The organism is Tolypothrix bouteillei VB521301 (assembly GCF_000760695.4).
Taxonomy (GTDB): Bacteria; Cyanobacteriota; Cyanobacteriia; order Cyanobacteriales; family Nostocaceae; genus Scytonema; species Scytonema bouteillei_A.
In genome coordinates this window covers 1,428,409-1,442,160 of sequence record NZ_JHEG04000001.1, presented here as the reverse complement: position 1 = coordinate 1,442,160, position 13,752 = coordinate 1,428,409, and the positions used below count along the sequence as shown (strand labels likewise).

Genomic DNA, 13,752 nt, shown 5'->3' with positions numbered 1-13,752 from the left:
TAATCCGCTCTTTCTTTTGGTAGCTACACAGTCTTTAAAGGTGGGATATGGGAGAACCTTTCTTAGAGGGGCACGATGCTAGCAAAACTAGCTTGCCTCCTAGGTCTCGCAAATTAGATCTAGCCGCTCATGCTGCTTGGCTTTATTACATTGCTGGAAATACACAGGAGGAGATTGCAGCAAAGCTCAATGTTTCCCGACAGGCTGCACAACGTCTGGTTGCACTGGCAGTCACTAAAAAATTAATCAAATTTCGGCTCGATCATCCCTTAAGTGAGTGTATTGCTCTCGCTGAGTCGTTACGCGATAAGTTTGGTCTGTCGCTTTGTGAAGTGGTACCAACTGATGCAGGCAAAAGCGATATATTACAAGGACTTGGGGTATGTGCTGCTACCCACTTAGAGGCTTACCTGATTGCAAAAACTCCAACTATAATGGCGTTTTCTTCAGGTCGGACATTGCGAGCAATGGTGGAGCAAATTCCCTCAATGAACCAACCCCAGCATAAGATTGTTTCAATTATTGGGAATATGTCTCACTGCGGGCGTGCAGGTCGCCACGAAGTGGTCATACATTTGTCGGATCGCGTCGGTTCCCAAGCTTACCCAGTACCGACCCCGGTTGTGGCGACTAGCATTGAAGAACGAGAACTCTTGCAGACTCAGCGATCGTTTATCACCGTCAAAGCTCTTGCAGAGCAAGCTAAAGTAACATTTGTCGGAATTAGTCATATTGCTTGGAATGCTCCATTACATCAAGATGGCTTCATTAATGACGAAGAAGTGGCTGAATTGATTGAACTCGGAGCCGTAGGGGAAATTGCGGGTTGGGCTTGCGATCGCTACGGGGTGTTGCTGCAAACAGGAACCAACAGCCGGGTTGCCAGTGTACCGCTCGAACAACCCGCACGCCGACTCATTATCGGTGTAGCTGGTGGCGTGAAAAAAGCAGAAGCAATTCTGGCTGCTCTGCGTGGCAAATTAATTACGGGGCTGATTACTGATGAAGTTGCGGCTCAAGCAATTCTTACTAAAATTTAGTACCAATTTGCCTTTAAAGTGGATAAAACTTTTAATGCATCTGAGTATTAACTGGTAGTTAGTGGCTCCTCTGCCTGATAAGTAAAGTAATATGGTTTTTTGCTTATTGAAATCAACTTTATTCATTTTCCCTAGGAGAGCAGTTGGCTGACAAATACTCACCTAAGAAATCGCTAGTATACTATATGATAACATCTCTAATTTACCAAAAAACCTAAAATGCCACAGTCCACTCCCGGCTCTCAATCAAACCTTATTCAAAAAATTGCCAAGTGGAAAGCTGGACTGGCTGACTTGGGACGGCGAAACCCTCTGATTAAATTTCGGCAAGATAGCCCTCGAATTTTAGAAATTCTGACACAGGAACCAGACCTTCTCTTCAAACACCTTATAGAAGGGAAGAAATTGCTTCATTTTCAGCTCGTTGATAGCGAGTATCAAGATATTTCCCAGTCAGGAAAACCCAAAGCATTACCAACAGAAAAAAATCCTCTTGAATTAAGAACTCGTCAAACAGGTAACGAGCAACTGAAACGGCTCAAAAAATTACGTGCTGAGGCGCGAAAATCATTTGAGGAACGAGGAGTAAACAGCTTGTTTCTTGCATTTGGAACTTTGACCTGGTACGACAAGGATAAACCAGACGATGTTTTGCTCTCCCCACTGATTTTGGTTCCCGTAGAATTAATGAAGGAACCTAAACGAGATATCTATAAACTATCTATTTTAGAGGAAGATATTGCACTCAATCCTACATTAGGACAAAAGTTAAAGCAAACTTTTGGAATTGAGTTTCCAGAGGGAGAATCTGTACAAGGAATAAGCTACGGTGAACTGTTTGCTCAGATCCGCAACCTGCTAGCAGAGCAAAATAAATGGCAGATTAAAGAAAACGTGTTTCTCTCATTGTTTTCCTATGCCAAAGCTGCAATGGTTCGGGACTTGATCGAAAATGAAGCTCGAATTTTTTCCCATCCCATATTGCAGGCGATGGGTGGTGATTTGAGCATATATCAGTCTAACTATAAAGAACCATTGCCTGCATCTGCTCTTGATTCACACATTAAACCCGAACAAACATTTCAAATTCTTGATGCTGATTCGAGCCAGCAAGTCGTTATTGAAGCAGCTAAGGCAGGTTCTAGCTTTGTTGTTCAAGGTCCACCAGGAACGGGCAAAAGTCAAACTATTGTGAATATGATTGCTGAACTGGTTAGTGATGGTAAATCAGTTTTATTAGTTGCAGAAAAAGAAACAGCACTAAATGTAGTCCAAAAGCGTATTGCTGAATGTGGGCTAGATCATTTGTGCCTCAATCTCCATCATAGCAGCACAACAGATAAACGGGAATTGGTTAATAATTTATCGCAAACTATTGCCTATCTTACAGAAATTAACGAGCTAAGCGATCGCTCTTTTTTCTTTGAACAACTCGTTTCTAATCGTCAATCCATAAATTCATATCTTACGAGGTTACATACCAAAGAGCAGCCTCTAGATAAATCACCATTCGAGATATTTGGGGAACTTTTGAGAAAACAACGTGAAGCAATACCAAGCTTAAATGTTGTATTTTCCAAATACTATGAGTGGAATCAAAATAGATTCCAAAAAGCCAAAAGTCTCTTAAATGAATTAGCGAAGTTTTTACCTTTCTTTAAAGGAGAAAAAACAACCGTTTGGGCAAAAAGTTCTCTCGATACTTATTCATATGAACTTGAATTGGAAATCAAGGATAAAATAGAGGAATTTCAAGAAGCGTTATTTTCTGTCCAAAAACTTAATCCACAATTACAAGAGACTTTACAAGTTCACTCTTTACAAAATTTAGAATCTCTGGAAAGCTTCTATCCAGCCTTAATCTATATACTAAAAGCTCCATCTAATCTGCCTGAAAATTGGGTTAAAGTAGATATTGCTATTGCTCGGGATGCTTTGACGCTTCTGCAAGAAGACGTAAAAGAAATTGAAAAAAATAAGCTTTCGCAAGAAGCACAAAATTTATTGAGTCGGCTTTCTTCATTTTTACCCTTTTTAAGAGGAGAAAAAACAACTGTTTGGGCACAAAGCACCTTAACATCTTTTTCTGAACAATTGGAATTAGAAATTACTCAAAAAATTAATAAACTCCAACAAGCAATTTCTTTGATTCAGATAAGTAGTCATCAACTTCAAATAATTCTAGGAATTGAGCCTTTATTAAATTTGGAAGATGCAGAAGCTCGCTTAACTCCTCTCAAACATATATTGAAAGCTCCATCGATTTTCCCTGCAAATTGGATTAGAACAGATATTTTATCTGCTCAAAATGCCTTTAATAAACTGAAAGAAGATGTTAATTTCCTACAAGAAAATGAGTTAATTTTAAAACAAAAATATAATGCAGAATTATTCTCTTCAGAATTGCCTGCTTTAGCCAACAGATACCAGAAATATAGTCGCTTTTGGCTTATTAGAGTTTTTAATCCCAGCTACAGGCGTGATGTCAGGCTTTTGAAAAAGCTAAGTACTAAAAAGGGGCAAATTTCTCACAACGAATTAAAACGGGATTTAGCACAAGCAGTTCAAATACAAGCCGCACGAAACGAACTATATCAAAGCAATTACCCAGCCAGTCAACTTTTTGGCTCTTTATTTAACCCAGAAATTTCTAGTGAAGCAGAATTGAAACCGATTGAACAGGCTTTAAGTTGGTTAATTGCCTTACAAAATTATTCATTTCCTGCTGACTGCGTTCAGCGCGTTATCAATTCTCCCTCTGCATTTAGCGAACTATCTGAATTAGTTAAGAAAATTGAATCCATTCCTGAAAATATTAGACAGGGTATTCATTTTCTATTGTTATACTTTAATGAAACTGATATTATTGGTCAATATCTGCCTCAAAATCAAATTTTATTTACGGAACTAGCAAGTTTTTTAAGTTTAGCTCTATCTGACTTAGCCTACTTCCAAGAATGGTTGATATACAAAGAAACTTATGGAAAACTTGAAAAGCTTGGAGCTAAAAGGTTCTTAGAAGCTTTGCGAGACAATAAACCTAATCCTATTGAGGATGTGCAAAATAGGCTACGTCTAGTTGATTACCTACCCCGTCAGGTTTTTGGCTCTTTGTTTAATCCAGAAGTTTCTAGCGAAGCGGAATTGAAACCCATTGAACAAGCTTTAAATTGGTTGACTGGCTTACAAAAGTATTCGCTTTCGGCTGATTCCGTTCAACGTGTTATAAATTCTCCCTCTAGACAACGCGATCTGGCTGAGTTAGTTAAGAAACTTGAATCAAGTCATAATAGTATTAGGAAAGGACTAGCGTTTTTATTGTCATATTTTGATGAAACTGACATTACAAGTTCTTACTTACTGCGTCATCAAATTCCCTTTGCCGAACTAGAAGCTTTCTTGAACTTGGTTCATTCTGAACTACCTTATTTTCAAGAATGGTTAATCTATAAAAAAACCTATCAGCAACTTGAAGAGATGGGAACTGATAAGTTTTTAAATGCTGTACGCGATCGAAAAATAGATTCTAAACTTTGGTTTCCAATTCTAGAGAAGCTGATTTACCAAACCTGTCTTGATGCAATTCTTGCTAGAAATCCTGAATTGAAAAATTTTAATGTTGAAGTACACGAACGGCTAATTAAGGAATTTGCCAAACTCGACTATAACCAATTAAATGTTGCTAGAGAACGTCTAAAAAAACTTCACGTGCAACGTTGGAAAAATTGGGAAAAAACTTCATTGGCTCAAGCTGAGTTGCCAAAGCTGAAAAAAGAAGCGACTAAGAAAAGACAACATTTGCCTATCCGTAAACTCCTCAACGACACACAAAAGGGGATACCAAATCTAGTCAAAGTGTTGAAGCCTTGCTGGATGATGAGTCCGCTTTCAGTTAGCCAATACATCAATGCAGATGTAGTTCATTTTGATGTTCTCATTTTTGATGAAGCATCTCAACTGCGTACAGAGGATGTAGTTCCTGCGATTATCCGTTCCAATCAAGTGATTGTCATTGGCGATAATAAACAACTTCCTCCCACATCATTCTTCTCAAGCGGAGACAGCGAAGAAGATATTAATGATGAGGATGATGCAAGCTATGAAAGTGTTTTGGATGAATGTTCAAGTTTTATGTTTAGGCGAACGCTGAAATGGCATTATCGCAGTCAAGATGAACGGTTGATAGCTTTTTCTAATAAACATTTTTATGACTCTCAATTAGTTACATTTCCCAACCCAGTACAGAGTTCCGATTTGGGCGTTTGGTTTAAGTATGTTCCTAATGGAGTCTACGATCGCGGTGGACGCAGAGATAATCGACGTGAGGCTGAAGTAGTTGCTCAGTTGGCATTAGAGCATTTTCAACAGTTTCCCGAGCAATCTCTTGGTATTATTGCGTTTAGCGAAGCCCAATCTGATGCAATTCAGGAGCAAATTGAGATTTTAGGAAAAAACAATCCCGATTTTGAGACTTTTTGCAGCGATAATTCACCTCAGTTTTTTCTGAAAGCACTGGAAAACGTTCAAGGTGATGAGCGAGATGTCATTATACTTAGCGTAGGCTATGCTCGTGACGAGCAAGGTAAGCTTTCTCTTAACTTTGGTCCCCTGAATCGCCAAGGAGGAGAACGACGCCTAAATGTAGCTGTCACACGGGCAAAAAGCAAAATTACACTGGTGTCTTCCATACAAGCTGGTGACATTGATTTAACACGCACTCAAAGCAAAGGCATAAAATTACTACGTGATTACTTGGAATACGTAGCAAGTGGGGGAGAAAGACTGCAAGGTAACTCCTACACAGATACGCTTTGTTTTGACTCCCCATTTGAAGAAGATGTCTATCATACCTTAGTCCACCAGGGATACACTATACGCACCCAAGTTGGATGCTCGGACTATCGGATTGACTTGGCCGTAGTCAACAATAACCGCCCAGGTGAGTTTTTATTGGGGATTGAATGCGATGGCGCATCTTACCATAGTTCACCCACTGCAAGAGATCGCGATCGGCTAAGACAACAGGTGCTTGAAAGGTTAGGTTGGAAAATTCACCGGATTTGGTCAACAGATTGGTTTCGTAACAAACCTGTTCAAGTTCGTCTTTTGATAGAAAGGATCGAACAACTACAACAAATGAATAGCTAATTTTACATCTCCAGTATTACTGGGAGAAGATACTAAACCAAGTACTCCTGTGGCTAAGAAAACAATCATTCTTTTGAGTAAAGTTTATAACCAGATGGTCGTTCATTATCTATGATTTCTTTAAAAGTTTCAAAAAATCTTTCCCTTTCTTTGACTTTTTCTTCTGATACTTCTTCTTCAATCCAGCTTTTCAATAAGTTCATGGCATCTTGATTTTTTAAGAGTTATTCTTCTGGAGTTTCACCCTTATGTTTTAAAAAGGGTTTGAAAGAATTTTGTAGAGTTTGAAATTCTTCTATTTTATAAGTTTCTGCTAGTCTATTTAACATCCAAAGTATAGAAGTTACAGAACGACATAAGTTTTTAGCGCTGTTGTTTCTTTAAAGACGGTTTATAAATATATTTTGCCATAAATATAAATTAACTGACATTATCAAAACTTAACTCTTCTCATCAAGCTCTTTCTTCCCGGCAAAACTGCCTGACAGCCCTTACAACAGATAAATCCGTCCCAGTTCTTCTTAACTGCAGCCACTGATTCAACTGTTCTGCACTAATTAAAGGAAATGCCCGACTAGTAGGTGAATCAATGTACTTCCCTTCTCGCAGTTGTTTGATTTTGATGGTTTCTTGTTGATAAAGCCACACTTCAGGAACTAACATTGCTTGATAAATGCTTAGCTTACTATCTGACTTGTTGGCAATATCAACCTCTAAAGCAAGATCTGGTGGGAAGTCGTCAGGAATAGCTTCATTAAGCCCTTGTCCTGCTCGAGCATTTTGAATGTAAAAACAACTATCGGGTTCAATACCCCTTGCTAAGTTTTGTCGATTCATGGTCATAGATCCCAGATCGTTAAAATCAAAACCGAATTCTTCTGCTAATGTAAGAGCGATAAGCCGGGTACGGCTTGCGCTTCGCGAACGCAGCAAGAACTCGGTTAGCTGCTTCATGCAATTGACCGGGCATTCTAATTTCTAATACTCCATTATCATAAGCAATACGTGTCGGGCGATTATCTCCAAGTTCCTTTAAGAGTGTGATGTAATTTTCCCAAGTCACTCTATCAATCTTGATAGCGCTACCAGGTGCTAACTCTATCTGGCTGATGGGTATAGCAATTGTTGCTGTCATTTTACACAAATTTAAACCTCTATAGCAATTTTATTCGATCTTTGAACTATATGTATGGTGGAAAATTCTATCACCGTAAAGACTTGTACAGATTATCTCATGGGAATAAACTCAGCTTTCTCGGTTAAGTTTTGCCCTTCTCTTGTTAACAATAAACTCGCGTAAGCTTCTCCGGCTTGTTCATCGACTTGACCGTTTTGTTTAATAATGACAAAAAGGCGTCGCGTCAATGGATATTCCCCATTTTGCAAAACCTCAAGGTTGAGCTTATTGTGTTGTCTCTGACACTTCTCTCCTGGTTGAGAACTTATTATTTCCGGAGAAATTAAAGCACTTCCTCTATGACGGCTGACGGGTAAAGTTTTCACAGTACACTGCTTGATAATTTCAGAAGCTGAAGCATAATAAATAGCTCCTTCTTCTGGAAAATTACCCACTTTGTTCAGTGCTTGAGTGGTTGTGGGAATAAAGACAATATTTGAACCAAACACTTGGTTTTCTAAAATATTTTCTTTAAAAAATTCACTTGTTCCGCTGTTTAATGGGCGAGATAATGGTGTTATTTTTAAATCGGGACCACCTATCTGACTCCAGTTAGTTATCTTACCCGTATAAATTCCTTTGAGTTGTTCTACAGTTAAACCTTCAATCTTTAAACTGGGGTGAACTGCGATCGCGATCGCATCAATTGCCACAGGAACTTGTTTGAGTTTCACACCCCTCGCAGCCGCCAGTTCATATTCTTTATCTAGAATCGGTCTGGAAGACTGAGCAAAAGAAATTTGACCATCTAATAACATCTTGATACCAGTTCCCGAACCGGGTGGTAAAGTAGGATGTTGAGTGTAAGTCAAGTTAAATTCGGGTAATTCCTGTTTAATTTTCTTATCTACCAAACCACGAATGGGTGCCCAAGTTGTACTTCCACCATACAGCCAAGTTCCAACTGGAACCGAGAGCGATTTGATGGTGGTTTGTTCGAGCTGTTGTGCTGATTCGGATCGCTGGTTGAGAACAATAGTCGCGGGAATTGCGACGAGCGCACAACCAAGACACAATCCCATCACCCCAGCCCATAAAGCGGCTTTTTGACTTTTAAAAATTGGGACATATGGGCGCTCGAATTTAGCAGTGGTTAGCTTTGAAGTTGGGGGTTTAGGAGAATTTCCGCTCAACCCGACCCAAGTCAAAGGTTCGACATTAGACGCAATGCAAATTGTGGGTAACCAAATAGCACCGGGATAACGGGACTTAAAATGTTCCAAACGTTTGCGGGCTTTCAAGACCGAAGCAAATAAAGATTTATTGCGAGTAAACTCGTAGAAAAAGTGTTTCAAAAATTCCACAGCCACGGGATCGGGGACGGGTTCCCGCATCACAACGCTTTGTGGCAAATGTAACTCAGCAAGTTGGTTGGCTAAGCCCAAACCATCGCAGGAGTTGAAAATTGCTAATTGCAATCCTTTGGCGATCGCTTCTTTTAATGCTTCCTTAAATTCCTCAATACTTAAACTTTCTCGGTCATTAACTTCTATCCAACCAATTTGCCCATCCTTTCGACTCCCACTGTGTCCGGTGAAAATGAAGATGTGATAGCCCTGTTCGTCCCAAAGGGCTTCACACAAATTTTTGAGATTCGGTTGCATCAAACAGACAACTTCAGCTCCAAGTTCCTCCAATCGGCGAACAACTTCTATGTCGTCCTTAGTATTAATCCCGTCACTTCTCCCCACAGCCACTAAAATTCTAACTTTTGAACTGTTGGGACATGCAACGCTCTTGTGGTCTGTTGTTTTAGGCGCACTTAAGGCAATTTCCGCTTGAGGATAGTGTTGCTCAAATAAACTCCACTCTTGCCAAGGGAGACGCCGCAAGTTAATATCTTTTGCATCCAAAATGACACGAATTTCTTCACCTGAGGAATGCAATTGTTGGGCGATCGCAATCAAGCCATCCCGAATCGGCTGCCATTTACTATCTCCCGAGTTCAACCACTCATTCAGGTTAGTCTTCAGCGCTTGGGTGTGTTCCAAGTTGGAATGAACTATCACGCTCTTTGGTGTTAAACGCAAACCCGGTGCGGGAGCAATGCAAGACCTTACATCTTCAATTTGACGATAAGCAGATTGCCATTGAGTAAAAGAAGTTTCTAATTCTGGTGGAAGTGGTAAAAGAAAGCCCTCCGTTTCATATTCACGATTTGTTGCTGTCAGAATAACTAGAAATCCCTCTTCTGATGTTCGCCTGATTTTAATCTTGACAATGCCCATACAGGTAACCTGTTATTTGATGCTCAGACAATAAACTTTTCAGTCAAACTTGTCCCTTCTAACACCACTTTGACACTAAACATTTCGTTTTGTTGGCAACTAAACTCCAATTCCATCCAACTGTCAGTTTTTTTAGATTGTGCTTCCATACAAGCACTTCCTACTTCATCAAACAAAACAAGCTGTAAATTTTCCGGCAAATAATTTCCATTCTTCCCTGGGTAAAGACGCAAGCGAATATCAACTGAGTCAGTCTCTTGAGGTGTCACTTGTACGACAAGGCGTAATGGGCGATCGACCAAATAAATTTCTTTTACCCGACTTACAAAATTGGTTGCAGGAGTCATGTGCCTAAAATTACCCGCAAGCGCCAATTCAGCAGGCTGCCAGTCTTGGTTAAAAATTCCCTCAAACCACTGACGCAAGTTAACGAAAAACTGTTCTGATTTCATTCTAGAACTGACAACTTCGTTGCTATGAACGGGGAAAATAGTCTCGATGAGAGCCTCTAAAGGCTGTAGCTGAGACAGTTGTACAGTTTCAAGAGATTCATCAGCAGTTGTGGCACGAGCAAATCCCAGTAATTGTACGGAATCCAGGCGATCGCTAAATTGAACTGCCACATAACCAATTCTATTTTCAGTGACCTCCATTGGTAACTCAAAAGCAATCTCACCAGGTAGCACCGGACGACATTCCAATGTTCCTACATTGGGGACAACTAAATCCGCAACATTAAAAATTGCCCGCAAACCCGGTTCCCAACTGTCACCACTGGTAAGGTCGGTTTCCACCATCAACCATTTTAAATAACTGTGAACGGCACACACAGCTAAAGTATTGAGATAGACTTGTTTGCCTTTTTGGGGTGTCGCTTGTTCTGAGGCAAACATCTCAGCCCAACGATGAGCATCTTTACCCAGAGGAACACCAATCGGTTCTAATTCTACGCTAGTCATGGTTTATACCCGCAATTTCGTCCAAGCTCTGCTAATAAAGGAAGGCATTTTTGCTTCCAGTGTGAATAAAGGGTTTGGTTGTTTATATCAAACTCTCTGGCAATGTCAGAAATTTTTTCAGGAGGTTCCTGCAATAGCAAACGCTTTGCCAATAACTGACAGTGACATTCTGGGTGCTTTCGCGGATGACTTGCACAGAGCGTCCCTTGGGTATCTTGTATAATTTGTGCCTTTATTTTTTGACCGAGATCCTGGCGTTCCCCTTCTTGCAGTTGAAGAATTTTAATATCTAATAAGTCTAAAGAAAGGCTTGTAAATTGTGGATCGGGCAAGAAATCGAGCAGAGCTATTTGGTCTCCATCATCATTCCGTATTGGTTTATCTAAACTGGTAACATATTGATTGTCCTTAGCGTACAAATCTACAATTCTCCACTTCAGGTAGCCATTAATCCAACTGACCAAGCTTTGTTGTACGGAACTCCGGCGTGGTTGAAAATCACAGATGCTGCGACCAACCCATTGCCAAGTATCATTTAAAGCCTGAGGATAATCTTGGTGAACAGACTTATAGATACCGGGTAGTTGCTGTAGTTGTACGAGCAGCCGATTGAGAGCTTTTTGCCGTTCCGCACTTAAATCTGCATGACGGCAAACCTCATGAATTAGATTTTGCAGTTGTTCATCCACAGCAATTTTTCCCCGCAACTGCCGTGCTTGTTCTGCGTATAATAACTCCCAGATACAAGCACTCGAACAGCTTGAGTTTAACTGATTTTCAGAAGATATAGTGGTCATCATCTCCATCAAACATATTAAATCAAATTTTGTAAAATGTTTAACTAAGTAATCATTTCTCTCCTCCACCAACTCGTTCCCAGGCTCCGCCTGGGAATGCAGCTCTAGAGGCTCCGCCTCGGATTAAAAAAGTATCTTTGTACTACAGGTGGCTTTGACAAGAATAACGCTCCTTTGTAAGGGTTCTATAGTTCTATCTACCCTCACCAGACTTTTTATGAAATGATGGCTAATGACCTTTGGCTTGCTGCAACTGCAATCTACTACAATCTAACCGTGGTTCAACCGAGGATGATTTTCAACGTATCCAACAAGTAAAACCGCTTACTCTAGAATCTTGGATTTCATTGGATAATCTAATTACTCCATCACTCTAAGACCAACTCTATGTGAAGTTGCACATTATTGCCCTCACCCTAGAAGGGTGGAGCTATACAAATAAAGAGGGCGCTTCGCAGGCTAATTGTATGCATCTTTATCGAAAATTGGTATAATTTCTTTCGCAAGTTGTTGCTAGCTCTTGCTACGGTATATTTAATGGCAATTCCGAATTGAACGATTAGTCGAAAAAGCGATCGCTCAAATGATGAAAATACTGGTGCTTCCCGAAATCATGTAAACGCTATGCTCTGAATAAGTGAAACAATTGCGATGTTAATATCATGAAAACCTTCACTGCTATCGTCGAGAAAGATTCTGATACCAAACTTTATGTGGGCTATGTTCCTGGATTTCCAGGCGCTCATTCCCAAGGAGAAACCTTAGACGAGTTACTTGAAAATTTGCGTGAAGTGATTGAGATGCTTCTGGAGGACGAAGAGGTCATATTCGAGACAGAGTTTGTTGGTACGCAACAGATTGTCATCTATTCAGCATAAGCAACATAGCCGTTCTGAAACCATAGGAAGTCGTTAAGATATTGGAAAGCCTTGGCTTTGTGGAGGTGCGTCAGAAAGGCTCATATAAGCAGTTTCGTTATGAAGACGGTAGAGGAACAACTGTTCCGTTTCACAAAGGGCGTGATATTTCTCCTAGGTTGCTACGCCAAATTGCAAGTGATATTAATTTGACAATAGAAGAAATGTTAGAGTTGCGGTAATTTAGTGCTCGCAGTTCGTCTACAAATGTTACAATACTTTTCATATTTTTGTTTCTTGTTTTTGGGAATATTATTACTTCTTATTTTTTATATAGCTTACTTGTATTTAAAAACTGTAAGTAAGTTAAATAAAGCTTTGCATGAATCTCAATTGCCAGAAGAATTAGTAAATTTTCCGATTTATATATCTACGATTGAAGAATATTTATTTGTTAAAAGTCTTGTTGATGCGGGAGTATCCCAAATTTACCAATTGCCCTCAGAATGGAATTCTGGACGGCAGGCGCTTCAACGGGGGGAACCCCCGCAACGCGCTGCCTCGGCTATACAAACAAAGTCCACCTACGTGGACTTTGTACACAGTCCGCGCAGGCGGTGAGTCTAGTCCTGCAGGCGGGTTTCCCGCCGTAGGGAACTGGCGAACCCGGAGGGACTTCGTTTGTGTAGACGTGATTTCAATCGCAAGCGTGTTTTTTCCAAATAGGGATGCTCCCTATTTGTTTCAGTGGGCGCATATGTGTTGATTAACCGGGAGGTATATAGATGAGGATAACTGTTGAGCAGTTGTTGCAGCAATATGCTATCGGGGAGAGAGATTTTAGTGGGGTTGATTTGAGTGAGGCTGATTTGAGTGGGGCTGTCTGGGATAAGTACGAAAACCCGATGGGTGCCACCGATTTGAATGGAATTAATCTCAGTCAAAGTAAACTGCGCCGAAGCCGTTTGGTTGGCATCAATTTTAGTGGTGCTAACTTGAGCGGTGCCGATCTGATTGATGCCAAACTGAGTTGTGCCGACTTGAGCGGTGCTGACTTGAGTCGTGCAAACCTGATTAATACTGACTTGATTCGTGCCAAGCTTATTCGCACCAATTTGAGGGGTTCCGATTTGGGGGGTGCCGATCTGACTGAAGCTAGCTTCTGTGATGCTATCCTGGAAGATGCCAATTTGAGGTATTGCAAGATGAGAGATGCCAAATTCAGTAGGGCCAACTTGAGAAATTCTGGTTTGGATTCTGCTCTATTGTTGCGTACTGATTTCGGTGATGCCAACCTCAGCGGTGCTGACCTGTATTCTACCTACGTGAAAGACGCTAATTGGAGAGGTGTTAACTTGAGCAATGCTATGTTGGACTGCGCTGTCTTTGAACAAGTTGATTTGACTAATGCGGATTTGACTGGTGCTTGGGATGCTGATGTTGATAGTTGCATTCTTTTCAATACCATTATGCCAGACGGGGGAATGGTTAGCAATAACCTCTAGGTTTAATGAGGAAGAAAAGCTGCTAGGATTAAACACCTCAA

At 40.5% G+C, this 13,752-nt stretch carries 11 protein-coding genes; 5 read left to right on the top strand and 6 right to left on the bottom strand.

Annotated features, from left to right (window positions below; translation table 11 throughout):
- Positions 1-47 precede the first annotated feature (47 nt).
- Together HC643_RS05685 and HC643_RS05680 are read left to right on the top strand one after the other, a co-directional pair.
- Positions 48-1,040, top strand: coding sequence for a sugar-binding transcriptional regulator (locus HC643_RS05685; protein ID WP_050046384.1), 993 nt, complete (start codon positions 48-50; stop codon positions 1,038-1,040).
- Between the two features lie 219 nt (positions 1,041-1,259).
- Complete coding sequence (locus HC643_RS05680; RefSeq protein WP_038088886.1) at positions 1,260-6,188, top strand: DUF4011 domain-containing protein; 4,929 nt, start codon at positions 1,260-1,262, stop codon at positions 6,186-6,188.
- A gap of 65 nt (positions 6,189-6,253) precedes the next feature.
- On the opposite strand, the gene HC643_RS40775 is transcribed toward HC643_RS05680, so the two are convergent.
- The 6 genes from HC643_RS40775 to HC643_RS05655 form a co-directional block, all read right to left on the bottom strand.
- Entirely contained in the window at positions 6,254-6,391 is a 138-nt protein-coding gene (locus tag HC643_RS40775) for a hypothetical protein (RefSeq protein ID WP_202048590.1), read from the bottom strand.
- Positions 6,392-6,641: 250 nt separating this feature from the next.
- Positions 6,642-7,025 (bottom strand): Uma2 family endonuclease, encoded by a 384-nt coding sequence (locus tag HC643_RS40770; RefSeq protein WP_202048589.1) that lies wholly within the window; start codon positions 7,023-7,025, stop codon positions 6,642-6,644.
- A 25-nt stretch (positions 7,026-7,050) separates the two neighbouring features.
- The gene (locus HC643_RS40765) at positions 7,051-7,323 is read right to left on the bottom strand and encodes a hypothetical protein (protein ID WP_063779545.1); all 273 of its coding nucleotides are present in this window, start codon (positions 7,321-7,323) and stop codon (positions 7,051-7,053) included.
- A 92-nt stretch (positions 7,324-7,415) separates the two neighbouring features.
- Entirely contained in the window at positions 7,416-9,593 is a 2,178-nt protein-coding gene (locus tag HC643_RS05665) for a substrate-binding domain-containing protein (RefSeq protein ID WP_038088889.1), read from the bottom strand.
- Positions 9,594-9,616: 23 nt separating this feature from the next.
- Positions 9,617-10,552 (bottom strand): DUF1822 family protein, encoded by a 936-nt coding sequence (locus HC643_RS05660; RefSeq protein WP_038088891.1) that lies wholly within the window; start codon positions 10,550-10,552, stop codon positions 9,617-9,619.
- Positions 10,549-11,352 carry a hypothetical protein gene (locus HC643_RS05655; RefSeq protein WP_237265838.1) on the bottom strand — a complete coding sequence of 268 codons (804 nt, stop codon included), beginning with the start codon at positions 11,350-11,352 and terminating at the stop codon, positions 10,549-10,551. The genes HC643_RS05660 and HC643_RS05655 overlap by 4 nt, the downstream gene beginning before the upstream one ends.
- Before the next feature lie 659 nt (positions 11,353-12,011).
- On the opposite strand from HC643_RS05655, the gene HC643_RS05650 reads away from it, so the two are divergent.
- The 3 genes from HC643_RS05650 (at position 12,012) to HC643_RS05640 (ending at position 13,711) form a co-directional block, all read left to right on the top strand.
- Positions 12,012-12,227 (top strand): type II toxin-antitoxin system HicB family antitoxin, encoded by a 216-nt coding sequence (locus HC643_RS05650; RefSeq protein ID WP_017749609.1) that lies wholly within the window; start codon positions 12,012-12,014, stop codon positions 12,225-12,227.
- Positions 12,228-12,265: 38 nt separating this feature from the next.
- Entirely contained in the window at positions 12,266-12,448 is a 183-nt protein-coding gene (locus HC643_RS05645) for a type II toxin-antitoxin system HicA family toxin (RefSeq protein WP_050046385.1), read from the top strand.
- Positions 12,449-12,991: 543 nt separating this feature from the next.
- Entirely contained in the window at positions 12,992-13,711 is a 720-nt protein-coding gene (locus HC643_RS05640; protein ID WP_050046387.1) for a pentapeptide repeat-containing protein, read from the top strand.
- The last annotated feature ends 41 nt before the right edge of the window (positions 13,712-13,752 follow it).

What these genes read in the sequence shown, in the direction of transcription:
- HC643_RS40775 (WP_202048590.1), bottom strand. Translation starts at nt 6,391, where the DNA reads ATGAACTTATTGAAAAGCTGGATTGAAGAAGAAGTATCAGAAGAAAAA.
- HC643_RS05665 (WP_038088889.1), bottom strand. Translation starts at nt 9,593, where the DNA reads ATGGGCATTGTCAAGATTAAAATCAGGCGAACATCAGAAGAGGGATTT.
- HC643_RS05680 (WP_038088886.1), top strand. Translation starts at nt 1,260, where the DNA reads ATGCCACAGTCCACTCCCGGCTCTCAATCAAACCTTATTCAAAAAATT.
- HC643_RS40765 (WP_063779545.1), bottom strand. Translation starts at nt 7,323, where the DNA reads ATGACAGCAACAATTGCTATACCCATCAGCCAGATAGAGTTAGCACCT.
- HC643_RS05685 (WP_050046384.1), top strand. Translation starts at nt 48, where the DNA reads ATGGGAGAACCTTTCTTAGAGGGGCACGATGCTAGCAAAACTAGCTTG.
- HC643_RS40770 (WP_202048589.1), bottom strand. Translation starts at nt 7,025, where the DNA reads ATGAATCGACAAAACTTAGCAAGGGGTATTGAACCCGATAGTTGTTTT.
- HC643_RS05655 (WP_237265838.1), bottom strand. Translation starts at nt 11,352, where the DNA reads ATGATGACCACTATATCTTCTGAAAATCAGTTAAACTCAAGCTGTTCG.
- HC643_RS05660 (WP_038088891.1), bottom strand. Translation starts at nt 10,552, where the DNA reads ATGACTAGCGTAGAATTAGAACCGATTGGTGTTCCTCTGGGTAAAGAT.
- HC643_RS05650 (WP_017749609.1), top strand. Translation starts at nt 12,012, where the DNA reads ATGAAAACCTTCACTGCTATCGTCGAGAAAGATTCTGATACCAAACTT.
- HC643_RS05640 (WP_050046387.1), top strand. Translation starts at nt 12,992, where the DNA reads ATGAGGATAACTGTTGAGCAGTTGTTGCAGCAATATGCTATCGGGGAG.